Consider the following 25,469-nt stretch of genomic DNA (forward strand, 5'->3'; position numbering starts at 1 on the left):
GACCGGCCCGGATAGTGTTTAACCCGCCTGCTTAACTTCGCTTTTATCAGACAAGTAGGCTTCCAGAGAATCATCCAAAGCATCGATCCATGGGGTATGGTGCGGTGGTGACATGGTGCCGGTCATCAGGGAGCGGAAGGAGAAGTCACGGAAGGTCATGATGTTTTCCTTCTTGTGATGTTTCCATTCCAGGAAGGTCTGACGTACACCTTCGATGTCGAAGGTCGGGTAATCGGTGGCTTCGATCAGTTCGAGGATATAATCGCCCTGATAGGTAAACATCTCTTCGGCGGTTTCCAAAGTCAGTTCCCGCTCGCGCCACTCCATACTGTTCGCTACCATCTCCTCTTTAGTGGCAGGCAGGGTGATGGTGCCCATAATGACATCCCGCACATACCAGGCTTGCGCATCAAACATGTTGAAGGTGTACCACTGATCCTGCATACCTAGATAGAACATCTGGGTGTTGTGCTCCCAGACTACCCCTTTATAGAGATCCATCGCCCAGAGGCGGTTATCGGTTTTCAGGCGTAGAGATTCATCAATGAATGGGAAGTGGTGCAGGTAACCGGTGCAGAGGATGATGGCGTCTATTTTGCGGCTGGTGCCATCGGCAAAGTAGGCGGTATCGGTATCAACCCGTTGTAACAGGGGTTTCTCCTCCCAGTTTTTGGGCCACTTGTAACCCATAGGTGCGGTGCGGTAACAACTGATCAGGCTGCGTGCGCCATATTTATAGCACTGTGAGCCAATGTCTTCGGCAGAATAACTGCTGCCAACCAGCAGAATGTCTTTGTCTTTAAATTCCAGGGCATCACGGAAGTCGTGAGCATGCAGAATGCGCCCGCCAAAGGTGCTGAAGCCTTCAAATTCGGGAACCCGTGGGGTAGAGAAGTGCCCTGATGCACAAACCACATAATCGAACGCTTCTGAATAGACGGTATCGCTGTTGTGGTCGTGTACGGTGACGGTGAACAGTTTGCTGCTGTCATCGAAGGTGATGTTGCGAACCGGGGTGTTAAAGCGGATATAGTCGCGTACGCCGGCCTTTTCTACCCGGCCCTTGATGTAGTCCCATAACACTTCACGGGGTGGGTAGGAGGCGATTGGCTTGCCAAAATGTTCATCAAAACTGTAATCAGCGAACTCCAGACACTCTTTAGGTCCGTTGGACCAGAGATAGCGATACATACTGCCGTGAACCGGTTCGCCATGCTCATCTAAACCTGTTCTCCAGGAATAGTTCCATAAACCGCCCCAGTCGCTCTGTTTTTCAAAGCAGACTATCTCCGGTATCTCAGCGCCCTTTGCCTGTGCGGACTGGAAGGCCCGAAGTTGAGCCAGGCCGCTGGGCCCTGCGCCGATTATCGCAACTCGCTTGGTCATATGTGATCTCCTGATAATGTACATTCTTTTCATCAGGTTATTCAGATATCAGGTCGCGATAAATTCCTCTGAGTGGATAAGTCAAAAGGGGTAACAGGGGTTAGTCGGAAGGGGGGCTTATATTCAGAATAATTCCCTCGACGCCAAGCACTGCGCCGGTTGAGGAGTAGATACCCTGTCCTTTCTCATACACCTGACGGAACTGACCATCGGCATGGAGTAACTGATAATACAACTCAAAACAGCGATGTTGCTGCAGTGCCCGCTGCACTGTTTCCCACACCCGGCTAGCATCGTTGGGATGGATAAGTCCGCCAATAGACAACTGGGTCTGATTGAGTAACTGGTCCCGACCGTAACCGGTCAGCTCTTTACAGCCTTCACTGACATATTCCATGGTCCAGCGGGTATCGTTGCGTCCCCGATAGATCATGCCCGGTATGCGGTTAACTAAACCGGAAAGGCTACGGTGACTGGCTTTGCTGATCTCATCGTCGCGAACCTGGGGGGTAATATCACAGAGGGTGGCGGTGAGCGGAAAAGGTTGACCCGCGCGAAGCGGTTGTAAACGTATTTCACACCAGCGTACCTCGCTATCCTTGCGGATTAAACGGAACCAGAGATACTGGCTGTCGCCTCCCCGACTGACCTGACGGGTGATATCGATCCAGTTTTTCAGGTCTTCCGGGTGGATATAGTCACTGAAGCAGGTATCGGTTGCTTCCTTATGGGTGTATCCGGTCAGCGTTTTCCAGCAAGCGTTAACATAGTTGATTTGCAGACGGCTGTTAAAGACGAGTACAGCATCTCCCAGACTATCGAGAACTTCGGTCAGCTCTGGCAACTCTGTTTTTGGGGTGCGGCGGAACAGATTGAGTACTGTCATAGGCCGTTCTCTGTTTCTGTTAAGCCAGACGTGTTCATAGTGGACATGTTTGCATGTGCCCAAGCGGCCAGCTCCAGACGTGAGTTGACGTTGAGTTTGCGCAACAGGTTTTTAACATAGACCTTAACGGTGCCGTCACTGATGCCCAGTTCACGGGCGATCAGTTTATTGCTCATGCCCCGGGTAATGAGTTTCAGGGTTTGTTGTTCCCGCTCAGTCAGATCGAAGTGATTACTATTACTGGTTGGCATCTCGCGGGTGTGTTGGTCACCCTTGCTCAGGTGGTGTGCCAGCATAGTAACGCCGGTATTATCCATGGCGATATTGCCCTGCATAACACCTTGCAAGCCGCTGATAATCTGTTCGGGTGATGAATCTTTTAACAGATAGCCATTGGCACCTGCTGAGATGGCTTCGAACAGTTCACTGCTGTCATCAGAGGCGGTTAGAAACACGATCTTCTGTTCAGCACCCATCTGTTTCAGCTGCTGTAGGAGTTCCAGTCCTGAGAGTTCAGGCATATGCATGTCCAGCAGCAGCAGGTCAGGGCTGAGGCCGGGAAGGGCTTCGAGCAGCTGCTGGCCGCCTTCGAAATCTGCCAGTACTCTGAACTCTCCACTGTCGTTCAGCAGTTCAACCACGCCACGTCTGAACAATGGGTGGTCATCAACGATAATGACACGGGTAATCGTAACTTCATTCATAAGCTCAGTATTCACTTTGAGTTTGTGTCATGGAATTGTTCTGGGAATGACAAGCCCCTGGTATCACAAGATCGATACGGGTACCTCCCTGTGTGCGGGGCAGAATAAACAGGCTGGCATGGATCCGTTCGGCCCGCTCCTGCATGATCTTCATGCCAAAGCTGTCCTGGCGGGCCTGATCAGCACAGATCCCTTTACCATTATCTTCAACCCGGATGCGGATGGAGTCGTCATTCTGACGCAGAAGTTGCACCCGCGCATGGCTTGCATGGGAGTGGCGGACAATATTGTTGAGCGCTTCTCGGATAATAAAAATCGCCTGGGAGTCATCCTCGGTAATCAGCTGTGCGCCCACCCGGTTATCCAGTTCAAAGACCACCGAACTGCGCTGTTCAAATTCACTGATCGCCTGACTGATGGCATCGACCAGTTGCCCCTGTTCTATTGAGAGCCGTGAGCAGGCGATTAGCTCCCGGGTCTGGCGATAGGCGCATTGAGCCTGATGACACAGATCCTCGCTGATCGCTGCCAGTTCCGGTTCTGATTGACGTTTGCACTGATCGGCCAATCGGGAAGCCTTGATCCGCATATAGCCAAGAATCTGCGCCATCGAATCATGCAGTTCGGCGGCATGGGCGGCTTTTTCTGAGGTGATCGCCGCACTGATACGGGATTGCTGGCGGTACCAGCCACTCAGTCCACCAGTGAGAGCTTCGGCAATCGGCTCTGATATCTGGTTGATCTGTTTGCTATCCGGCAGTCTCTCTTTAAAACAAAGCACCATCCAGCCTGCTGGATTCACATCATCAAAGCGTAACTGCAGCGCGTGAACCGATAGCGCGGTGCCTGGCAGTTTATAGCGCAGTTCATTGGCATCGCTGATGTAGTGTTCCGTCAGTTGGTAGCGCAGCTGACCGGCCAGCCCAATGGGCGGGGTGACGGTAGAAGCGTGTAGCAGAAGATCTCGCTGAGGAGTGGGTACACCCATCAGATAGAGCTCCGCTTCAAGGTGGAAGCTGATATAGCTTTGGAGTCGGTTGAGTGCCTGTTCCAGACTGAGCCGGATATCTTCACTGCAGGCCAGATCCACGACCAGTTGCGTCAGGGCAGGCGCGCAGACGATCTCTTTCTGTTTTGCCGGTTGCTCGCGCAAGAACTGTGGGAAGTTGTGCATCCACAGTGGAATTGATACCGCCATTCTAACCTCCTTACAGCGTGGTTGCCGGTGGGGAATACGTTGAGTTATGCAGTCAGTGCACGTCTATAGAGTGAATTACAAAGCAGCATCTGTGCCATAGCGGCGTGTGTACTCACAATGGCATACCCCTTCCTGATGATTGTGCCGATAATCACTATGAGTAAATATTTTTAACCATCAAGAAATAAAATTTCGACACTGAAACACTCTGTTGTATGCACCAAGTTAGTCCTCGCTGCATAAAAATGCACTTAGATGAGGCTGAATGGATAAAGCTGAAACAGGCAGAACCTGATGGGTGCCACGCTTCAGTGATCTGACGATTGAGTCAAACGGTTTAACGGGATAACGCTATGACAATTCAGCAACAACCAGTTCAGGATGCATTAAATAAAGGAGTCGCTCCCCGGTTATATCGGGTGGAGGGGCAGGGAGCACTGCGTCTTGATCTGCATGTTGGTGACCGTGTCTGTATTACCTCTGCGGATACCCATCAGGGTTGTGAACTGTTGTTTATCGATGCACAGGGAAGCGTGCCTGAAGCATCGCTGCCATCTTACGCCTTCAGTAAAGCAGTTAATGCACTGGCGCAGTTAGAACAGCAGAGTGATTCTGCACAGCGTTTAAACGCGTTACTGCAGGTCTGGGGTATTGGTGAGCAGGCATTGCATCAGGCATGTTGCTTTGCTGCCGACTCACTGCCGGAGTTTGCAGTCACTGAAGCGGTCACGATGATTGTGCTTTGCTGTGGACAGGATATGCAGGTGACTGAGCAAGCGCCGGTGACTGAACTGCAGGTTGCTCATTTCACCACCGCCGATGCCGCGTTGCCTATGCCTCTGGCCGCTCCCCGTAGCGAGTTTCGGGTGCCCCGATGCAGCGCCACCAGCTATGAAGTTAAAGCCGGAGAGTGGATACAGATTATCGATGTTGAGGGAAAACAGTGCAGTGATTTTATCGCCTTTGATGCCGTAGCGCAGGCGCAGGGCAGGGAGGTCGCTCTGGATGCGGTTGCCACCCGAACGCTCAATGGTCTGACCCTGCCACAACCGGGTTTACACTCAAAACTGACCGATGCGCAGCAGAAAACCATGTTGGAAGTGGTGCAGGATACGGTCGGGCGTCACGACAGCTTCCTGTTTGCCTGCAACAGCAAGTATTACGAAGACAGCGGTTATTTTGGTCATATTAACTGTACTGAAAACTTTAACCGCAGCCTGAGCCGTTATGGCATCGCTCCCCGGGCTGGCTGGCCTGCGATCAACTTCTTTTTTAATACCAGCGCCGGAGACTGCGGCACCATCGGCTTCGAAGAGCCCTGGTCCCGTGCCGGTGATTATGTCCTGTTGCGGGCTACACGGGACCTGATCTGCGTTTCGTCTGCCTGCCCCGACGACATCGATCCGGCGAATGGCTGGAATCCAACCGATATTCATGTCCGCATCTATCCCGCAACCTGTGAATTCCCCCGCTCAGTGGGATATCGGATAACACCAGAGGAGCAACCCCGTATGACTAAAGCAACCGGTTTTCATGGCCGCACATCCGCTCTGACGAAACAGTTTACAGAATATCGGGGCTACTGGGTGGCGTCTGACTATCAGAACTATGGCGCCCGGGCGGAATATCTGGCCTGCCGTGAACGGGTAGCGATGATCGATCTGACCCCGCTGCGAAAGTTTGAAGTGCTGGGGCCTGACGCAGAAACCCTGCTGCAGTATGCCCTGACTCGCAACGTAGCACGTATGGCGGTTGGTGAGGTGGTGTATTCGGCGGTGTGTCACAGCACCGGAGGAATGATTGATGATGGCACCCTGTTTCGTTTGGGGCAGCATGCGTTCCGCTGGATCTGTGGTGATTCCTATTGCGGTATCTGGCTGCGCCAGTTAGCGACCGAGCAAGGGTTGCAGGTGCAAGTGAGAGAATCCACCGATCAGATCCATAACGTCGCTGTACAGGGGCCGCAAAGCCGCAATCTGTTGCAGCAGATAATCTGGAATGCTGAGTCATGCACCCCGGTGTCTGAGTTGGGTTGGTTTCGCTTTATGACCGGGCGCCTCGGTGGGCCTGAGGGGATGCCGGTGATGGTCTCTCGCACCGGCTATACCGGAGAACTTGGGTTTGAGGTCTGGTGTCATCCTGATCAGGCTGAACAGCTGTGGGACCGAATCTGGGTAACGGGTGAACCGTATGGTATCGCTCCGCTGGGATTTGATGCCCTGGATATGTTGCGTATAGAAGCAGGACTGATCTTCGCCGAACATGAATTCTGTGCCGAAACCAATCCGTATGAAGCGGGTATCGGTTTTACAGTGCCGCTGAAAACCAAGACCGATGATTTTGTCGGTCGCGAGGCGATCGCTGCGCAGAATCCTGCCAGTCGGAAAAAACTGGTGGGCCTGTTGATCGATAGCCAGGAACGGGTGAGTCATGGGGATTCAGTGTTCAACGGCCGCTTTCCGGTGGGCGTGGTCACCAGCGCAACCTATTCGCCGATTCTGAAGAGTCAGATCGCACTCTGTCGGGTTGAGCCGCAGTTTGCTGAGCCGGACACCACTCTGGAAGTGGGGCAGCTGGATGGCCAGCGTAAGCGGATTCCGGTTCGTACTACCACGTTACCGTTTTACGATCCGGAAAGAACCCGGGTCAGAAGTTAATTCAGATTTAATCAAATGAAGGAGTAAGCCTATGGCTATGATCTATGTAAAACAGGCACCAACAATACCGCTGCCCAGCATGGTGCGGCTGGCATCTGACGTTTTTCCTGATGATAGCGTTTTATGATCAGGATAAAGGCATAAATTGACTCTGAATGGTGCGGCGCACCAATAGGGGTCGGTTTAAAGCGTATAAAAGTGTGAAGATTAATGGTTATTAGAATCTAATGTATTGATTTAAAAGATTAAATAATTAGTTTGGTATGATATCTGCATTTCCTTAAGGGAAATAAAGTTTACCAATGATAAATAAAAGTTTGACTGTTTTAGTCGCAGTTCTAGAGCTTAACAATAGAAAATTTAACTGATGAGAGGTTTCCAAAATGGAGCAAACAGCCCCTACACTTGCAGAGTTACAAACTCTGATTGAGATGACGGGCACCATCAATATGGAGGTGTTCTATTGGTGGTGTACCGGCCTGATGGTAATTATCCATGCAGGCTTTCTGGCGTATGAGATGGGTGCATCCCGCCTGAAAAACGCACTGGCTTCCGGTGTGAAAAACATTCTGGCTTTTGCCTTTATTATCCCCACGTTCTTTTTCTTCGGCTGGTGGATCTACCTGGCGATGTATAACGGTTTCACACCCGATTATGAAGCCGCCGCCGCAGGTCTGCCCTGGTCATCAAATATGGGGCCAAATTTGACTGATAATGCCAGCGGTATCTTCTGGGGCGCATTTGTATTGTTTGCGGCAACCACTGCTTCGATCTTCTCAGGCGCAGTGATTGAGCGTATCCGTATGAGCTCTTTCCTGATTCTGGCAATCATTCTGGGTTCTGTTGTCTGGATTCTGGGCGCTGCATGGGGCTGGCACCCAACTGGCTGGCTCACCGTTGAGTGGGGCTTCCACGACTTTGGTGCGGCAGGCTGTGTACACATGGTTGCCGGGTTCTTCGCCCTGGGCGTGACCATCAACCTTGGGCCTCGTATCGGTCGCTTCCTGGCGGATGGCACCGTGGTTGATATCAAAGGTCACAGCATGCCGATGACCATTATCGGTCTGATGCTGATTATCGTTGGTTTCTTTGGTTTCCTCGGTGGCTGCATTATCTATGCAGGCAGCGCGCAGTGGACTACTATCTTTGGTACTCCGGTTACCTTGTCGGCAGTGAGCTTCAATACACTGATGGCGTTCTCCGGCGGTATTATCGGTGCTTACTTTGTTACCCGTCAGCCATTCTGGATGATGTCTGGTGCACTGGCAGGTATCTTCTCTGCGGCTCCTGGTCTGGATCTTTACTATCCGCCACTGGCATTCCTGCTGGGTATTACCGGTGGTGTTGTTGCGCCGCTGGCCGATAAGTTCATCACTCATAAGTTTAAGGTTGATGATGCGGTAGGTGCTTTTGCGGTTCACGGTGTCGGTGGTCTGATCGGTATTGTCGGTCTGGGTATCTTTGCCAGTGGCTTCCCGAACGTTGTTGAAGGTGCGCCAGACGTTTCTTTCACCGGTCAGCTGATGAGTGCCGGTGTAATGGCTCTGCTTGGCTTCGTACCTGGGTTTGGTCTGTCATATGTGATGGCGAAGATGAACTTCCTGCGGGTGCCACCTAAAGCTGAAGAGATGGGGCTGGATATCGTAGAGGTACCTCTACAAGCTTATCCTGAATCTGTGCCTGCATACTCTGCTCCTGGAGAGCTTCCGGCCACTAAAGTTACAGCAACTGCTTAAGGAGAACGACGATGAACTCTAGTCCTATTACAACCTGGGAAGGTGCAGAAGCGTATTTTACGTTTGCTGACAGCCCTACTGCGATGATGGTTATTCTGGCGCTGGCGGTAGCTGCAACGGTGGGAGCCGTGGTCGCCAGTGTGCTTCATGAAAATCATACTTATATCGACTATAAATAGTTGAAGCTATAGGCTGAAAAGCGATAGTGTTGTAACACAACACACTCCGGGGCAGCTCAGGCTGCCCCGGAATTTTCTGTTCTGTTTATCTGAAAGTGTCTTGGTGGAGATCATCGTTTAATGACGGGCTATTCCGCGACTGCAGGCCAGCAACGCTGGCAGTTTACCGATCTGAAAGAGCTGCTGGCAAAGGCAACACCCCTGCGTTCGGGGGATTGTCTGGCGGGACTTGCTGCAAGCTCTGCACGCCAGCGTGCTGCTGCGCAGATGGCGCTGGCCGATCTGCCACTGAAGACATTTTTAAATGAACAGGTGATTCCTGCAGAGACCGACGAAGTCAGTCGGTTGATTGTCGAGTCTCACGACCTGATCGCCTTTGCGCCAGTCTCCCATCTGACGGTGGGCGACTTTCGTAACTGGTTGCTGTCCGATCAGGCCACCAGTGAAATACTGAAGCAACTGTCGCCGGGCTTAACCCCTGAGATGGTGGCTGCGGTCTCTAAACTGATGCGCATTCAGGATCTGATTCTGGTGGCGTCCAAGTGCCGCAATGAAACCGCTTTTCGTAATTCCCTGGGGGGTAAAGGGATATTGTCTACCCGCTTGCAGCCCAACCACCCGGTTGATGATCAGGCCGGAGTAGCAGCCAGTATTCTGGACGGTCTGATGTACGGCAGTGGCGATGCGGTGATCGGTATCAATCCGGCCACCGATAACTACGCGGCCGTCACTGAACTGCTGAAAATGCTGGACGATATTATCGGCCATTACGGCATTCCGACGCAGTCCTGTGTGCTCACCCATGTTACCAATCAGATTGAAGCGATCAACCGCGGAGTGCCTGTTGATCTGGTTTTCCAGTCGATTGCCGGTACCCAGGCGGCCAATGAGAGTTTTGGTATTAATCTGGCGATGCTGGGGGAAGCTAATCAAGCCGCCCGCGAGCTGAAGCGTGGCAGTGTCGGTAATAACGTGATGTATTTTGAAACCGGGCAGGGCAGTGCGCTGTCGGCGAATGCCCATCATGGTGTTGATCAGCAAACCTGTGAGGTGCGTGCTTATGCTGTGGCCCGACATTTTGATCCGTTGCTGGTGAATACCGTGGTTGGTTTTATCGGCCCGGAATACCTCTATGACGGTAAGCAGATTATCCGTGCGGGGCTGGAAGATCATTTTTGTGGCAAGTTGCTGGGTCTGCCGATGGGCTGTGATATCTGTTACACCAACCATGCAGAGGCGGATCAGGATGATATGGATATGCTGCTGACCCAGATGGCCGTCGCCGGTATTAACTTTATTATGGGTATTCCGGGGGGGGATGACATTATGCTCAACTACCAGACCACCTCCTTCCATGATGCGCTCTATATTCGCGAAGTATTGGGCTTGAGACCCGCGCCGGAGTTTGATCACTGGCTGCAACAGATCGGCATTACTCAACCTTCCGGGCGGCTGTCGAATACCATGCCTGCAACCTTCAGCAATCTGTTGAAGCAGTGTTAGTCAGCGGCGAAGGAGTTCTGCAATGAGTGAGCTAAAGCAAACAGATCGAGTCAAGCCTGTGATCGACAATCCATGGCAGGAATTGCGTCGTTATACCGATGCCCGCATCGCGCAGGGTCGCACCGGGGTCAGTCTGCCAACCAAAGCGCTGTTAGCGTTTCAGATGGACCATGCCAGTGCCCGGGATGCGGTGCATGTCGCGTTGCAGATTGATGCTCTGGCTGACCAGGTGAAGGCGGCTGGCTATAGCACAATCGAGTTGCATAGCCGGGCCGCCGACCGCACCGAATACCTGCAGCGTCCGGATCTGGGACGCCGACTCGATCTGCGCTCAGTTAAACAGTTGCAGGAATATCGGCAGAAACACCCGGAAACCGTCACGGTGGCACTGGTGATTGCGGATGGTCTCTCATCAATGGCGGTACAGAGCCATGCTGCGGCGATGGCAGATGCAGTATTAACCCGACTTGAAAACCGGGGCTTGAGTATCGCGCCGGTCTCAATTGTTTCACAGGGACGGGTCGCGGTCGGCGATGAAGTGGGTGAACTACTGGGGGCCGAGCTGCTGATTTTGCTGGTGGGAGAGCGTCCCGGACTCAGCTCCCCCGACAGTCTGGGAATCTACTATACCTATCAGCCCCAGGTCGGTTTAACAGATGCCCGGCGTAACTGTATCTCCAATGTGCGTCCTGCGGGTATGAGTATTGACGCGGCGACTGAGAAACTTGTCTGGCTGATTGATGAGTCGATGCGTCTGCAGTGCTCGGGCGTGGGCCTGAAAGATCAATCGGTATCATCAGTGGCTCTCAACGCGAATAAAAACTTCTTACTTCCAGAGTAATTCTCTAAGGCTAATGGTTTAACGTTTGGCCTCCTCATCTTTCTACAGAAGCCAGTGACACCCACCTCAGGTGTCGCTTGTTTTTGCTTTCTGTTGCGCATCTCTCAGAGTCATCGGTGCACCTCTAGGTGATGCGTGCTGGTGCGACGCACTAAGAGAGTGCGTCATCTTTGGTGCGCTGTCCTTTTTATTGTTATAACTATTTGATTTTAAAGTGTAAATAACTATTGGCACGAATATTACATATTCTCAATAAGAATAATATATTCCTTATGGAAAATTAATGGTGAGCTAATGAAATTAATAACGGCCATTATCAGGCCGCACATGCTGGACGAGGTAAGGGGGGCATTACAGTCCCTTGGTGTGAGCGGTCTCACCGTCACTGAGGTGAAAGGGTATGGGCGGCAACAGGGTCACACTGAGCTTTATCGGGGCGCTGAATACCGTATCAGTTTTGTACCCAAGATAAAGCTGGAGATCGCGCTTGATGATTCTCTGCTGGATCAGGTGGTTGAAGTGATATCCGGCGTGGCTAAAACCGGTTGTTTTGGTGATGGGAAGTTGTTTATTCAACAGCTTGATCAGGTTTTCAGACTTCGTACCGGTGAGTCCGGTGTATTTGCATTATAGGAGAAACAGATGAGTAATCTACCGATTGAACTGTCATATGCGCTCGACACATTTTATTTTCTAATGTGTACCGTGCTGGTGATGTGGATGGCGGCGGGCTTTGCCATGTTGGAAGCCGGACTGGTCCGGAGTAAAAATACCGTTGAGATTCTGAATAAGAATGCTCTGCTTTACGGTATCGCCTGTATTGTCTACCTGCTGGTGGGATATAACATTATGTATCCGGCTGATCCGATTAATTCGGTCATCCCCGGACTGGATTTCCTTCTGGGTGCAGACAACACCACAGACGCTGTCGTTGCCGGTGGTGATGATGCACCCTATTACTCGAGCATGGCCGACTTCATCTTTCAGGCGGTTTTCGCTGCCGCAACCATGTCGATTGTGTCGGGGGCCGTGGCAGAACGGATGCGTCTCTGGCCATTCCTGATTTTCGCTGTCGTAATGGTAGCGGTAATCTATCCGGTAGAAGGTTACTGGAAATGGGGCGGTGGTTTCCTCGATCAGCTGGGCTTCCAGGATTTTGCCGGATCGGTTGTCGTGCATATGGCGGGTGCCGCTGCGGCGCTGGCTGCGGTTATTCTGGTCGGGCCACGTAAAGGCAGGTATGGCTCTAACGGTGAAGTCCGGGCTATTCCCGGAGCAAACCTGCCGATGGCTACTCTGGGGATGTTTATTCTGTGGATGGGCTGGTTCGGCTTTAATGGTGGATCTGAGCTTAAGATTGCGAATGTGGAAGAGGCCAACGCGGTTGCTAAAATCTTCGTCAATACCAACGCAGCCGCCGCTGCGGGTATGGTGGTGGCAGCACTGTTTGCCCGTGCTCTGTTTGGTAAAACCGACCTGACCATGACCATTAACGGTGCGCTGGCCGGTCTGGTGGCGATTACGGCTGAACCACTGTTACCGGATGCCGGTACCGCGTCCCTGATCGGCGCGGTGGGTGGTCTTGTGGTGGTTATCTCAGTGCTGGCGCTGGATAAACTGAAACTGGACGACCCTGTCGGGGCTATTTCGGTGCATGGTGCTGCTGGTATCTGGGGGATCTTTGCGGTGCTGATCAGCAACCCGGATGCGACCTTCATGGCTCAGTTAATTGGTACTGCGGCAACCTTTGCCTGGATGTTTATCGCCTCGTTTGTTGTCCTGCTGATTATCAAAGCGGTAATGGGCCTGCGCGCCAGCGAAGAGGAAGAGATGGAAGGGATGGATGTACACGAGTGTGGTATGGAAGCCTATCCAGAATTTACGTCAGGTAAATAACCTTTATAGGGTTCAGTGACCGTTTTACAAAGCCACCTGCGTGTCAGCCGGTGGCTTTTTTGCATCCGGGTAGACTGCTTTCTGGTGTTTATATCTGAGGCTTTATAAAGCGAGAGGGCCTTATTTTCTTTCATCCGTAAATAAATAATATTTCTGTACGGTAAAACTCATATAATGAGCAGCATTATTAAATACCTGGGCATTACGGTCAGGAATATTTGTATGGCGATACAGCGTGATAAGCCGTATAACAGCGTCTTTAGACATATTTGAGTTTTCAGGAGAGAAAAGTGACCTACTGCGTGGGTATCAGAACAAGCCAGGCAACCATAATGATTTCCGACTCCCGCACCAGTGCCGGGGTGGATAACATCAGCACCTATAGCAAAATGTGGCGTTATGGCGTTCCGGGTGATCGACAGTTTGTGCTATGCAGTGCAGGAAATCTCGCCACAACCCAGGCAGTGATTGCTGCTATCGAACGCGATATTAAACTGACGGCAGAGATCAGTTTGCTGACCGTTACGGATATGAATCAGGCCGCTGAGTATATCGGTAATCTGAGTGTTGAAGTTCAGGAAAAAGCGGGCGGCGGGTCGGTTTTTGAGGCAACTTTTCTGTTATCCGGAGAGATTCTCGGAGCGGTGAGTGGCATGTATATGATCTATGCTCAGGGCAACTTTATCGTCAGCTCAACCCAGGTGCCCTATCTGCAGATCGGCGAAACTAAATATGGTAAGCCGATTTTAGACCGGGTGATTCAGGAGAGTACGTCGATTGATCGGGCGATTGTATGTGGTCTGATATCGATGGATGCCACGTTGAAAAGTAATCTGACGGTCGGTCCGCCGATTGAACTCTACATTCTTCAGCATGGCAGCCTTGCATTAGGGCGCTATCGTGTATTCGGTGAAGATGATGAGTATATGCGGGGGCTGCGTAAAGCCTGGAATAAGGCGATGGAAAATGCCGTGGATGCGATGCCTCCCTTAACGCTGAGTTGAGCAGGGCTTTCATCTGAGATATTCGTTCTGAATAGCCGTAATTGAATCGCTAATGCAGCCATCGGGCTGCATTTTTTTATCTGATTTTTGCAAAACACTGCTGTAAGTCAGGGTATGCGAGGAGAAGTTCAGTACACTAAGGCAGCAGTTTATAAATGAAAATTACAGTTATTCAGATAATTTCAGCTGTGCTGATGAGGTATCCAGATGAAAATAGCCGTTGCCAGTAAAGATGGTATTTCAGTCGCCGGACATATCGGTAAGTGTAAGAGTTGGCTTGTTTTTCAGTCTGATGAAGCAGGGATTTTTCCCGCAGCTGAACAACAAGTCCGGTTGTTAGAGATAATTAACCTCCCTAAGGAGATGGTGTTTCATTACTATCAGGATGAGATGCCTCATCCGCTGGGTGATTGTGATGTGCTGATCGGTGCCAGTGCCGGGGATAGCTTTATTAACAAGATGGCCGGTCGAGGAATTAACGTAGTGCTGACCGCCGAAAAAGATCCTGCTAAAGCGGTGGCAGACTATCTGCGCCAACAGGTTATACCCCCTAAACCGCGTCCAATCGGCGGGTTGGTGTGTAAAGTCCGGGATGTAATGTCTTCGCATCGCTGATAATTATCTGCGATGGGCGGTGCTAGGTTTTTCTATCGGGATGGATGCATTCTACGTTATTGAAAAACCTTTACGGCCCTCACATCTTTCTTAGCCCTGTTTGTTTCAATAAGCATATTTAAATTCAGCTGGCTCCAACCGCTGGTGCGATCTGCTGTGCTTATCCCCTTTTTCAATCCTCTTTTTGAATGCCTTTTAGTTAAGCTTTTATAGTAAGCCGCGTCTGTGATTTTGTCGTCGTGCAACGAAAACTATCGGTCGTTAACAGGGGCCACCGTCCCTGCGCATAGGTTAGAATGGTGGCTAGCTCTTTTTGCAGTGGTAGCTGCATCAGGTTTTGCAATTTAAGGGAGTGTGACGCGTAATGATCTCAGAACTTTGCATCGGTATTATTGGCGGCACTGGCCAGCTTGGTGCGGCTATCGCTCATGGGTTACTTCGCAGCGGACTTGTTTCACCTGAGAAACTGTGGATCTCCAGCCGTTCAAATAATCGTACCGGCTTTGAATCAGTGGAATCAAAAGCAGCGATACAGTTTACCACCTGTAATCAGGATCTGATCGACCACTGTGGCATCGTGATTATTGCGGTACCGCCGGGGTTGTCTGCCGCGTTGGATATTAACGTAAAGCCTCACCACGGGTTGCTTATTTCCGTGATAGCGGGGGTTACCATTGAGCAACTTCAGCATCGCACTGGCGCTGAGCGGGTGATCCGGGCGATGTCCAATCCTGCGGCGGAAAAAGGGCTGGCTTACTCTCCCTGGTGTGCCAGTCGTGAGGTGACGGCTGAAGATCGCGAAGCGACGCAGGCGCTGTTTAACGCGATTGGCCAGACCGATGAGGTTGCCAGTGAGGAACAGATCGACCAGTTCACTGCGCTGATCGGGCCGGTGCCCGGGTTTGTCGCCTATTACGCTGCGTCTATGGTGGACTATGCTGTTACAACAGGGATTGACCCGGTCATAGCAGAGCGGGCGATACGTCAGTTGTTTCATGCCAGTGGCGTTATGTTGGCGGCCTCGGAGGCTTCGCCAGCAGAACATGTTAAGGCTATGATTGAGTATGCGGGGACCACCGCTGCGGGATTAACTGCGATGCAGGCTTCACCGCTTGCTGATGCTATCGCGGAAGGACTGGATGCGGCGTACAAAAAATCAAAGATAATGACCGCGACTGATCTGTCAGCAGATTAGATTTTAACAGGCTAAGGAGTTCATATGGCAGGTGGTTGGGCGCGTGATGGCGCGGTTCAGGATCAGATAGATGCCAGTGTCGAAGATGCCGTCGCCCTGGCGCGCAGTCGCTTAAATGCGGGCTCCAGTGTGGTTGAAAGTTTAACCCACTGTGAAGAGTGTGATCAGGCTATTCCAGAGAAGCGTCGTCAGGCGGTTCCCGGCATCCGCCTCTGTATCAAATGCCAGGCAGAACTGGAAAAACAACAGACCAGCGCGGGCGGTATCAATCGACGCGGCAGTAAAGACAGCCAGTTAAGATAAATAGCGAAGATAGCCATCTTAACGACTCTTTAGTTCAGGGCCAGGTTACTCATATTCCTGAATAACCCGGCCCATCCTCTATTATTTAATTCAGATATCTTTGACCAGTCGTAACGCATCATAGATCGCTGCATGGGTGTTACGGGCAGAAACCGCATCACCGATACGGAACAGCTGGAACTGCCCCTCACTATTTTTGTTCAGTGTCTGCGGCACACCTTCGATCAGATCGTCGTAGTTCACTTCACCCTCATTCGATGAGAGTGGACGAAGGTCAAAATAGAGATCATCCAGCGGCAGGGTGCCATGATTCACGACCACCTGATCGACCCGTCGGGTCTGGCTGAAATCCCGGCTACCATCTTCGTAATCACTGCCAACCGTCGCCAGTAGCTGATCGCCATCCCGGGTGACGGACTGTAGACGATAGGTGACGGTAAAGGTGACATCCTTTTGTTGCAGGGTGCGCATATAGGGCACCAGGTTCATCGCCATCACCTCGGGCGCGAAGCTTCTGTCGGGCGTCATAATCTCCAGTGTGGCACCACTGTTGGCGATGATCTCCGCCGCCTGAAGTGCTGCATGGTCTCCCGCATCATCAAACAACAATACATTAGTACCGGGTTTTATATCTCGTGAGAGGATATCCCAGGTGGACACCACCAGATGGTTGCCGCTGTCTAATACCTCGGTGTCGGGCAGCCCGCCGGTGGCGATGATCACCACATCGGGTTGTTCAGCTAGGATAGTCTGCGTTTCTGCATAGGTGTTGAAATGGAAGCTGACCCCCAGTGCCTCACATTGCTGCATGCGCCAGTCGATGATACTGATCATCTCATGACGTCGTGGGCTCTGAGCTGTCAGCAGAATCTGTCCGCCGGCATTGCTGGCGGCCTCAAACACGATTACCTCATGGCCCCGTTCTGCGGCAACCCGGGCGGCTTCCAGTCCGCCGGGGCCTGCACCCACAACGACGACGCGCTTGCGTTGTTCCGCTTTGGCAATATCGTGGGGCATGGTCAGTTCACGGCCGGTCGCCGGGTTGTGGATACAGTAGGCCGCGCCGCCCTGATAGATGCGGTCGAGACAGTAGTTGGCACCGACACAGGGGCGGATACTGTCCTCTTGGCCTGCTATAATCTTGCGCACGATATGCGGGTCGGTCATATGCGCCCGTGTCATGCCCACCATATCGACCTTGCCGCTGGCGATGGCGTAGCGGGCGGTAGCCACATCGGGGATCTTTGCCGCATGAAAGGTGGGGAACTCGGTTGCGGCGCGGATCTCACCGGCGAAATCCAGATGGGGTGAGTTACGCATCCCCTGGATGGGGATCAGGTCGGTCAGACCCGCGTCAGTATCGATGTGACCCCGGACTACATTGAGGAAGTCCACCATGCCGCTCTGTTTCAGTCGCTGAGAGATAGACAGACCGTCTTCTGCGGTCAGACCACCGCCGAGCATCTCATCGCCGGTATAGCGCACACCGACGATAAACTCATTGCCAACCCGTTTTCGAATTGAACGGAGCACATCAAAAGTGAAGCGTAAGCGGTTGTCGAGATCGCCGCCGTAGGGGCCATCCAGCGTATTGGTCAGCGGTGACCAGAACTGGTCCATCAGATGACCGTAGGCCTGTAGTTCGATACCATCCATGCCTGCCGCATACATCCGTTCGGCGGCATCGGTGTAGTCTTTGATAATGCGTTCGATATCCCATTCTTCAACCCGTTTAGGGAAGGCCCGGTGGGCGGCTTCCCGGCGATGTGAGGGGGATACTGCGGGTAACCAGTCACCCTTATCCCAGCGGGTGCGTCGCCCCAGGTGAGTTAATTGAATCATCATCGCCGCGCCGTGTTCATGACACTCATCGGTGAGTGCTTTCAGATAGGGTACGACCTCATCCTTATACGCGAGGATGTTGTCAAATACCGGCGGGCTGTCTTTGGCGACAGCCGCAGAACCTGCTGTCATCGTCAGTGCAACGCCCGCTTTTGCCCGTTCAACGTGATAGGCACGATAGCGGTCGGTCGGCATACCGTTTTCTGAATAAGCCGGCTCATGGGAGGAGACCATAATGCGGTTGCGCAGACGCAGATGCTTCAGTTGGAACGGTTGTAGCAGGGGATCATTGGACATTGTCGGGCCTCCATGTGAGTGAGTAATGAAACAACGTTTTCAGGTAATTTAGGATTAATGTACATAGGTGTCAATTAAAAGTTCATAGATGTACATTGCAAGATTAGCTCCCGGTTTACATTGACTGAACAGTTATGTACATTCTGTCGCAGCTATTTTTAAGGGCTATCTTTAAGGGCAATGCCGGGTGTGTGTCAATTTTTGGCCGAGCTGGTTTTAGACAGAGCAGGTTTAGCTAAAGCAGGTTTAGAAAGAGTAGGTTTAGCCAGAGCAGGTTTTTAGGCAAAAAAGTCGCGTGAGCGCACCGGGGGATCAAGCAGATACGATGAAAACTGATAACGACAGTGATCAGCAGGACATTAGCAATAACGAAACCAAACCCACTAAAACGTCAGCGGAGAGTGGCTGGCGGGGGTCTGCTGATGTCTGGTTACAGGCGGCTTATGACGCGCTGATTGAGTCCGGTATTGATGCGGTGCGGATTCAGCCGCTGGCAAAAAAGCTTCAGCTGTCACGCACCAGTTTCTACTGGTTTTTCAAAGACCGTGATGAGCTATTGAATGGCTTGCTCAGCCAGTGGCGCAATAAAAACAGCGGTAACCTGGTGACTCAGGCGGGGGCTTATGCCGAAAGTATCGCGGAGGCGATTCTCAATCTGTTTGATTGCTGGCTGAGCCAGGATCTGTTTGATTCCCAGTTTGAGTTCGCTGTACGCAGCTGGGCATTGCAGTCTGCTGAGGTCGCTGAGCAGATCGCTGAGGCAGATGAAGCGCGGCTGGAGGCGTTGCGGCAGATGTTTATCCGTTTCGGTTTTGAGGCGCAAAAAGCCGATGTTCGCGCCCGCACTATCTACCTGACCCAGATCGGTTATATCTCGATGAAGTCCGATGAAGATCTGCATACCCGGCTGCAACGGATCTCCGATTATGTGGAGATCTTTACCGGGCAGGCGCCGGAACCCCGCGAACTGGAACGTTTCTATGCGCGACATAAAGGTTAGACTGACGCTTAGTGAATAACGCTGAGTTGTCGGCAGGTGGTTTATATCTCTGTTATATACCGCCAAGCAGCAAACGTGTCTGCTGGCGACAGGATGATAATATCTGCTGCACCAGTTGCTTATCCTCAAGGGTTCTGGAAACGGCCACGGCGCCGATGATCATCGAGGTAAGCGAGAGAATAGCCTGTTCATCTCTGACGCTGTCTCTGCCTGCATAGTCGAGAATTAACTGATTCATCCGGCGATACACACGGGCGTAGGTTTTATTGGTCTCTTTATCACGGGACACAACATCGGTGGCCAGAAACGCTAAAGGACAAGGCCTTTCACCGGAGACGTGTTCAACACTCAGATAGCCATCCAACAGCACGCTTAGCCATTCCCGGGGAGATAGCCCTTCAGGTTTTATCTCCGCGAGTTTGCTGTTTGATGCAGCAAACGTCAGTGCTTCTTTATACAGTTCAGACTTGCTGGTGAAATGTCCGTAAAAGGCACCACGGGTTAATGAGCAGTCCTGCATCACCGCATCCACGGTCACTGCGTCAAAGCCTTTGGTTGAAAATAACCGGTAGGCGCTCTGCAGAATTCTCTCTCTGCTTTTTTGTTTATGTTCACTTGAGTATGGCATGGCAGGTTTTCTCTTGTGGCAATTTAAATATGATCTTTATCATATATAGATTGTTGTTAGCATCAACACTTTGCAATCTGTGAACTCTTCAGAAGGGCTTTTAAATCATGATCTACCCAATATTTATGGTATCTATGCTAACGGTTTTAATCGGTTTGATCGCCGTCAGAGCCAGAATTCAGTCTGTACGTAACGGGCAGGTGAGAGCCGGTTATTTCAAGCTAATGCAGGGAGAGGACCTGCCGGAAAACATGATTAAAACCGGTCGGTGCTACAACAACATGTTTGAGGTTCCCTGTCTCTTTTATGTGGTGTGTGCTCTGTATGTTGCTTTAGGGATAGAGAGTTCGACAGGACTGTTGTTTGCCTGGCTTTTTGTAGGCCTAAGATCAGCTCAGGCCTATGTCCATTTGACGACTAATAAAGTCAGGTATCGTATGTATCTCTATGGTGGTGGGGTTCTATCTGTCGTGCTGTTATGGATCAATCTGCTGTTTGTCATGTAGTTATTTGCAAGAACTGCGCGACAAGACTCTCTGCCGTTTAGGATGTTTTCAATCCGCCTTGAAAACATAGGCTAAAATGCCGGGATAAGGGTGCCAGCCACAAGTGCTGTCACCCGATTATAAATCAGTCCCCCAATGGGCAGAGTTGCGTCTCCAGATCTGCTGTCCCAGCAAGATCAGCGTTATCAGTAAACCTAGCAATAGTGCGTAAAACATTGCGCTTCCCAGGCAGTAAATAAACACACCGCAGGCTATCAGGCTGACCGCTATTGCAGGCCTGCAACGATGCTCCAGTAACTTCCAGGCGGCCAGCATTGACGCGCTATACACCACCACAAAGGAGCCGTTTACCCAATGAGCCATCAAGGTGAAACTCATCCCGGCGAGATAGCTGAGCAGCAGCACCAGCGCAGAGATCAGCAGGAAGGTGATCAGTGCGATAGTGGGTATCTTATGCTGGTTGAGTGCGCGTAACTGATGGGGCAGGATACCATCGTTACTAAAGCTCCAGGCCAGACGGGAGAGACTGGCAAAGAAAATATTGATCATCACGACTCCGCTGATAAAACCTAAACCTCCGATAATCCAGCGGCCACTGCTGCCGAACTGCATCTCAAACAGGCCGACCATTGCCAGCGGATGTTCGGGAGCCAGCATCGATAGCCAGGTACAGCCGATATAGATCAGTCCCACCAGGGAGACGCCGATCAGGGTTGCCGGAATGTAATCTTTTTTGACATCTTTGAACTCACTCGCCAGATGGGTGACCGCTTCTATGCCCAGAAAGCTCCAGATACCCAAGCCGATTGCCTGCATAAGACCACTGTAATCGCCTGCCACCACTGGCCGGTGCATCACAGGAACGGCGTCGGTGACCGGTGTCTGAATCAGTGTCATCACCAGCATTAGGGTAACCACAAACAGAATCGTCAGGGTTAGCCCCATCTGAATACGACCCGATAGTTGCAGGCCCCGGCGGTTGATAAAAAAAAGCAGTAAAAAAACCAGCAGTTCGCCACAGAGTTGTTGTTCTGCTGAAAGCGTGATTACGGGTTCGAGAAACTTGAATGTCATCACCAGGGCAGCGGCGGCGCCGGGAGGCACGGAGAACAGAAACAGCAGCCCGATAACCCTGCCGGCAAGCGGTCCGAACGCCCGGTCAACGAAATAAGCAGGGCCTGCGGCGTGGGTGAAACGTCGTCCCAGTTCAGCAAACACCCAGGTCAGCGGCAAAATCCCTAACAACAGAATAACCCAGGCCCAGATGGCGTTATCACCGGCCGCGGCAATGGTCAGTTGCGGCAGAATAAAGACGCCGGTTCCCAGAAGGGTGGTTGCAATAAGTCCCATCCCTTGCCAGCGGGTGATAGTTTGATTTAGCCTAGTCATCTTTTTCCCAGATCACGTATATAGTGTCAGTAGAGTGTACGATTGATGCTAAAACCGTTACGTCGTGGTTTACTGTCAATCTGTAGGTTTTTCAATATTTTGCCGACGTTTTGCATACTCAGGTTAACGCATGGATAGTTTTGATCAGAAAATAATCGCCGCACTTCGGGAAAATGCCCGGCAGAGTGTTTCCGCTATCGCTGAACAGGTCAACCTGTCACGTCCGGCCGTCTCTGAGCGAATAAAGCGGATGGAAGAGCAGGGCGAGATTCTGGGCTATCAGGTGCTAACCTCAACTCAGACCGATAAAAATGGTCCGCTAAGAGCCTATTTTGAAATTAAGCACGGTGGTTATAAGTGTCGTCCACTGGTGCAGTTGGTGATGCAATATCCTGAAGTAAAGTACTGTCACGGAATCAGTGGCGAAGTCGACCTGCTGGTGTATATCGAGTTTGCAACGATGCAGCGGCTGCACGATATACTGGCAGAGATCGATGCTGTGTTGCCGCAGGGGGCCAAAATAGTCACCCATATGGTGCTGCAAACCTGGGAACAATAAACCGGTTGACGCGAATGAGCGGTTTTAACGTCTTACTTTTTCTTACTTCTAAGCTCGACGGTATTGCCTTCAGGGTCCTGAATATAGATCGATTGGCCAAAACCTTCACTGCCATAGCGTTCGGTGAAATCTTCGAACGCTATATTATGCTCACTGAGGTGTTGGCTGATCTCATCTTCAGAGATGGCATCAAGCAGCAGACAGAAGTGATCCATATTATTCTCTGTTGCTGTCGGAGGGCCGCCACCTTCGCGTCCCAGTTCACTGTCGACCATCACCAGATCGATCAGCGCATCCCCTGCGCGTAGTTGTACCAGTCCTGTTTCCGGCGGTAGCGCCCGTTCAACGATACAGCCCAGTACACCGCAATAAAACGCCAGCATCTCCCCCAGCTGGGTGGTGCGTAATACGATATGATCAATTCCGGCAATGTTAAGCGCCATATTCACCTCTATTAAAACTGTGTCAGGTAATCGTTTAGTCGCTATAAGTTAATTTAAATGGTCTCGGTTTTAAAGCTCTTATACGACCATGCGCCGACCTGCAGTTTTCGGTATTGGGTCGGCGAGATGCCCATCACTTTTTTGAAGATGCGTGAGAAATAATAGGCATCTTCATAGCCCACCATAAAGGCGACCTCTGCAATCGTTCTGCTGCTGATATCCAGCAGGTGACAGGCCCGTTCAATCTTCAGTTGAATAAAATGGTTGATTGGGGTGGTGCCGGTGACATCTTTGTACTTCTTGATAAAGTGAAATTTTGACAGGTTGACGCTGGCTGCCATAGTGTCGATATCCAGTTGTTCATGGATACGTGCCTGCATCAGGCTGTGAATTATTTCCAGATTGAAGCTGTCGGCATCCTGGCTGCGCACCAGCGGTTGTAATAACGCAATATGGGTGAGTATCTGCCGCAGCTGGTTGGCGGCATTGATAAAGGCGTTCAGATGATAGCTGCTGTGACGCGCTTCCAACAGTGCATCGAACTCACTCACCAGGCTACTGTGCAGGCCTAAGTGAACCACAGGCTTCTGTTTTGAGATCTGCAGATGTTCAATAAAGTCATCCGCCAGCTCACCTTCAAAATGACACCAGTAGATAGTCCAGGGCACATTAAGACTGGATGCATACTGATGAACGGTGCCTCGTGGTAGCAGGATCAGATCACCGCTATTCACCGCAATATTCTTCTGGTTAACGCGAATTTTACCTTTACCATCGAGACAATATATCAACAGATGGTCATCATGTTCCCGACGCTCCATACGGTGGCCTTCCGCCTGCTTATAATAGCCGGCCCCGAGCGGGTAAAGATCCTTTGAAAGCCTGTTGTTAGAGAGTTTTTCGATGATTTTGTGCGGGATGACAAAACGGATGCTCTGGGGCGGAAGCGGCCAGTTTGAAGGTGTGCTCATCGGTGCTGCTCGACTAATGTATAAGAGGGTGTATCAGGTTTATAAGGGTATTCATGTATTAAATAGCAATATAGTCCATTAATATAACAACATTATGAATCATCTGCAGCCAGAAGCTGTGCTTTAATCAATGCAAGATGATTGCAGTCACTTTTCGTTGAGAGTGGTGACTGAAGACAATAATAACGAGATGCTAATAGCAGCAAAGGTGTAAAAAATGACTCAGCAAGTCCCTCTACTGATCAATGGTGAACTGGTTCAGAGCCGCAGTGAAAACTGGATTCCGGTGACTAATCCTGCAACTCAGGAAGTAATTGCCCAGGTGCCTTGTGCAACACCTGCCGAAGTGGATCAGGCTGTTGAAGCCGCAAAAGCCGCGTTTGAATCCTGGAAGGAGACGCCTGTTAGTGAGCGTGCTCGTCTGATGCTGCGCTATCAGGCGTTGCTGAAAGAGAATCACGATCAGATTGCCGAGCTGCTGTCACAGGAAACCGGTAAAACCTTTGAAGATGCGAAAGGTGATGTGTGGCGCGGTATAGAAGTGGTCGAACACGCCTGCAACATCGCCTCCCTGAGCATGGGGGAAACCGTTGAGAACGTGGCCCGTAAGATCGACTGTTACAGTATTACTCAGCCACTGGGTGTGTGTGTGGGTATTACCCCGTTTAACTTCCCGGCGATGATCCCCCTGTGGATGTTCCCAATGGCGATTGCCTGCGGTAACACCTTCGTACTGAAACCGTCGGAGCAAGACCCGCTGACGCCGATGCGTCTGGCAGCGCTGTTTAAAGAAGCCGGTGCACCGGACGGTCTGTTGCAGGTTGTTCACGGCACTAAAGAGGTTGTAGATCAGCTGCTGACGCATAAAGATACGCCGGCGATCTCCTTCGTGGGTTCTGTGGCGGTGGGTGAACATATCTACCGTACCGGTACCGATAAGATGAAACGGGTACAGGCGTTTGCCGGTGCTAAGAACCACATGGTGATTATGCCGGATGCGGCTAAAAATCAGGTGGTTAATAGTATTGCCGGAGCCTCTGTGGGTGCCGCAGGTCAACGTTGTATGGCGATCTCGGTAGCGGTATTTGTGGGTAATTCACGGGAGTGGATTCCTGAAGTACGCGATGCGCTGGCTAAAGTGCGTCCCGGTGCCTGGAATGACCCTGAAGCGGGTTATGGCCCACAGATCAACCCGCAGTCTAAAGCCAAGGTGCTTAATTTTATTCAGCAGGGTAAAGATGCCGGTGCTGACTGCATTCTGGATGGTTCAGACGTCGTGGTAGAGGGCTATCCGGATGGTAACTGGGTCGGTCCAACCATGTTCCGTAATGTAACAACCGATATGTCGATCTATCAGGAAGAGATCTTCGGACCGGTGCTAATCGCTCTGGAAGTGGATACGATTGAAGAAGCGATCACCCTGATCAACGAAAACCCCTACGGTAACGGCACCTCTATCTTTACCTCATCCGGTGCGGCTGCGCGTAAATATCAGCACGAGATCAAAGTGGGTCAGGTGGGTATCAACGTACCGGTACCTGTGCCACTGCCAATGTTCTCGTTCACCGGCTGGAGAAAATCGTTCTACGGTGATCAGCATGCCTATGGCAAGCAGGCGGTGAAGTTCTACACCGAGACTAAAACCGTCACCGCACGCTGGTTTGAGGATGATATCGATACGGGTGTTAACACCACGATACATCTGAAGTAATTTTTGTCGCCTGAGCTATT

24 protein-coding genes are annotated in these 25,469 nt (G+C 51.4%); 15 read left to right on the forward strand and 9 right to left on the reverse strand.

Annotated elements, in window-relative coordinates:
- Positions 1-18: 18 nt before the first annotated feature.
- From Q0499_RS21860 to Q0499_RS21875, 4 genes are all read right to left on the reverse strand, one after another.
- Positions 19-1,386: an NAD(P)/FAD-dependent oxidoreductase gene (locus Q0499_RS21860; protein WP_299204511.1), complete on the reverse strand. Its 1,368-nt coding sequence runs from the start codon at positions 1,384-1,386 to the stop codon at positions 19-21.
- 100 nt (positions 1,387-1,486) lie between these two features.
- Positions 1,487-2,272 carry a PAS domain-containing protein gene (locus Q0499_RS21865; protein ID WP_299204514.1) on the reverse strand — a complete coding sequence of 262 codons (786 nt, stop codon included), beginning with the start codon at positions 2,270-2,272 and terminating at the stop codon, positions 1,487-1,489.
- Positions 2,269-2,976, reverse strand: a complete 708-nt coding sequence (locus Q0499_RS21870; RefSeq protein WP_299204517.1) for a response regulator transcription factor — start codon at positions 2,974-2,976, stop codon at positions 2,269-2,271. The genes Q0499_RS21865 and Q0499_RS21870 overlap by 4 nt, the downstream gene beginning before the upstream one ends.
- A gap of 4 nt (positions 2,977-2,980) precedes the next feature.
- The gene (locus Q0499_RS21875; RefSeq protein ID WP_299204520.1) at positions 2,981-4,174 is read right to left on the reverse strand and encodes an ATP-binding protein; all 1,194 of its coding nucleotides are present in this window, start codon (positions 4,172-4,174) and stop codon (positions 2,981-2,983) included.
- A gap of 353 nt (positions 4,175-4,527) precedes the next feature.
- On the opposite strand from Q0499_RS21875, the gene Q0499_RS21880 reads away from it, so the two are divergent.
- From Q0499_RS21880 to Q0499_RS21930, 11 genes are all read left to right on the forward strand, one after another.
- Positions 4,528-6,831 carry an aminomethyltransferase family protein gene (locus Q0499_RS21880; protein ID WP_299204523.1) on the forward strand — a complete coding sequence of 768 codons (2,304 nt, stop codon included), beginning with the start codon at positions 4,528-4,530 and terminating at the stop codon, positions 6,829-6,831.
- A 383-nt stretch (positions 6,832-7,214) separates the two neighbouring features.
- Positions 7,215-8,567 (forward strand): ammonium transporter, encoded by a 1,353-nt coding sequence (locus tag Q0499_RS21885; RefSeq protein WP_299204526.1) that lies wholly within the window; start codon positions 7,215-7,217, stop codon positions 8,565-8,567.
- 11 nt (positions 8,568-8,578) lie between these two features.
- Positions 8,579-8,746 (forward strand): hypothetical protein, encoded by a 168-nt coding sequence (locus Q0499_RS21890; RefSeq protein ID WP_299204529.1) that lies wholly within the window; start codon positions 8,579-8,581, stop codon positions 8,744-8,746.
- Between the two features lie 120 nt (positions 8,747-8,866).
- Positions 8,867-10,249: an ethanolamine ammonia-lyase subunit EutB gene (locus Q0499_RS21895; RefSeq protein WP_299204532.1), complete on the forward strand. Its 1,383-nt coding sequence runs from the start codon at positions 8,867-8,869 to the stop codon at positions 10,247-10,249.
- Positions 10,250-10,271: 22 nt separating this feature from the next.
- On the forward strand, positions 10,272-11,090 hold the full coding sequence (gene eutC / locus Q0499_RS21900) for an ethanolamine ammonia-lyase subunit EutC (RefSeq protein WP_299204535.1): 819 nt from the start codon (positions 10,272-10,274) through the stop codon (positions 11,088-11,090).
- Positions 11,091-11,384: 294 nt separating this feature from the next.
- Positions 11,385-11,723 (forward strand): P-II family nitrogen regulator, encoded by a 339-nt coding sequence (locus tag Q0499_RS21905; RefSeq protein ID WP_299204538.1) that lies wholly within the window; start codon positions 11,385-11,387, stop codon positions 11,721-11,723.
- Between the two features lie 9 nt (positions 11,724-11,732).
- Positions 11,733-12,986: an ammonium transporter gene (locus Q0499_RS21910; protein ID WP_299204541.1), complete on the forward strand. Its 1,254-nt coding sequence runs from the start codon at positions 11,733-11,735 to the stop codon at positions 12,984-12,986.
- A 332-nt stretch (positions 12,987-13,318) separates the two neighbouring features.
- Positions 13,319-13,990, forward strand: coding sequence for a peptidase (locus Q0499_RS21915; protein WP_299204543.1), 672 nt, complete (start codon positions 13,319-13,321; stop codon positions 13,988-13,990).
- 207 nt (positions 13,991-14,197) lie between these two features.
- Positions 14,198-14,605, forward strand: coding sequence for a NifB/NifX family molybdenum-iron cluster-binding protein (locus Q0499_RS21920; protein ID WP_299204546.1), 408 nt, complete (start codon positions 14,198-14,200; stop codon positions 14,603-14,605).
- Between the two features lie 364 nt (positions 14,606-14,969).
- Positions 14,970-15,800 (forward strand): pyrroline-5-carboxylate reductase dimerization domain-containing protein, encoded by an 831-nt coding sequence (locus Q0499_RS21925; protein WP_299204549.1) that lies wholly within the window; start codon positions 14,970-14,972, stop codon positions 15,798-15,800.
- 24 nt (positions 15,801-15,824) lie between these two features.
- A complete protein-coding gene (locus Q0499_RS21930; protein ID WP_299204552.1) occupies positions 15,825-16,103 on the forward strand; it encodes a DksA/TraR family C4-type zinc finger protein in 279 nt (92 codons plus the stop codon).
- A 90-nt stretch (positions 16,104-16,193) separates the two neighbouring features.
- Here the strand turns inward: Q0499_RS21930 and Q0499_RS21935 are convergent, their stop codons facing one another.
- Complete coding sequence (locus tag Q0499_RS21935; protein ID WP_299204555.1) at positions 16,194-18,242, reverse strand: NADH:flavin oxidoreductase; 2,049 nt, start codon at positions 18,240-18,242, stop codon at positions 16,194-16,196.
- Positions 18,243-18,567: 325 nt separating this feature from the next.
- Here Q0499_RS21935 and Q0499_RS21940 point away from each other — a divergent pair, with 325 nt between their 5' ends.
- Positions 18,568-19,242: a TetR/AcrR family transcriptional regulator gene (locus Q0499_RS21940; protein WP_299204558.1), complete on the forward strand. Its 675-nt coding sequence runs from the start codon at positions 18,568-18,570 to the stop codon at positions 19,240-19,242.
- Positions 19,243-19,294: 52 nt separating this feature from the next.
- On the opposite strand, the gene Q0499_RS21945 is transcribed toward Q0499_RS21940, so the two are convergent.
- Entirely contained in the window at positions 19,295-19,870 is a 576-nt protein-coding gene (locus Q0499_RS21945) for a TetR/AcrR family transcriptional regulator (RefSeq protein ID WP_299204561.1), read from the reverse strand.
- Between the two features lie 107 nt (positions 19,871-19,977).
- On the opposite strand from Q0499_RS21945, the gene Q0499_RS21950 reads away from it, so the two are divergent.
- Positions 19,978-20,376 carry an MAPEG family protein gene (locus tag Q0499_RS21950; RefSeq protein WP_299204564.1) on the forward strand — a complete coding sequence of 133 codons (399 nt, stop codon included), beginning with the start codon at positions 19,978-19,980 and terminating at the stop codon, positions 20,374-20,376.
- Positions 20,377-20,493: 117 nt separating this feature from the next.
- On the opposite strand, the gene yjeH is transcribed toward Q0499_RS21950, so the two are convergent.
- On the reverse strand, positions 20,494-21,765 hold the full coding sequence (gene yjeH / locus Q0499_RS21955; protein ID WP_299204567.1) for an L-methionine/branched-chain amino acid transporter: 1,272 nt from the start codon (positions 21,763-21,765) through the stop codon (positions 20,494-20,496).
- 130 nt (positions 21,766-21,895) lie between these two features.
- Here yjeH and Q0499_RS21960 point away from each other — a divergent pair, with 130 nt between their 5' ends.
- On the forward strand, positions 21,896-22,324 hold the full coding sequence (locus Q0499_RS21960; protein ID WP_299204570.1) for an Lrp/AsnC family transcriptional regulator: 429 nt from the start codon (positions 21,896-21,898) through the stop codon (positions 22,322-22,324).
- A 32-nt stretch (positions 22,325-22,356) separates the two neighbouring features.
- Here the strand turns inward: Q0499_RS21960 and Q0499_RS21965 are convergent, their stop codons facing one another.
- Entirely contained in the window at positions 22,357-22,767 is a 411-nt protein-coding gene (locus Q0499_RS21965) for a VOC family protein (protein ID WP_299204573.1), read from the reverse strand.
- 53 nt (positions 22,768-22,820) lie between these two features.
- Positions 22,821-23,738: an AraC family transcriptional regulator gene (locus tag Q0499_RS21970; protein ID WP_299204578.1), complete on the reverse strand. Its 918-nt coding sequence runs from the start codon at positions 23,736-23,738 to the stop codon at positions 22,821-22,823.
- 217 nt (positions 23,739-23,955) lie between these two features.
- Between Q0499_RS21970 and Q0499_RS21975 the strand changes: the two genes are divergently transcribed.
- Positions 23,956-25,449, forward strand: coding sequence for a CoA-acylating methylmalonate-semialdehyde dehydrogenase (locus Q0499_RS21975; RefSeq protein ID WP_299204581.1), 1,494 nt, complete (start codon positions 23,956-23,958; stop codon positions 25,447-25,449).
- Positions 25,450-25,469: the final 20 nt, after the last annotated feature.

The organism is uncultured Amphritea sp. (genome assembly GCF_937127095.1).
Classification (GTDB): domain Bacteria; phylum Pseudomonadota; class Gammaproteobacteria; order Pseudomonadales; family Balneatricaceae; genus Amphritea.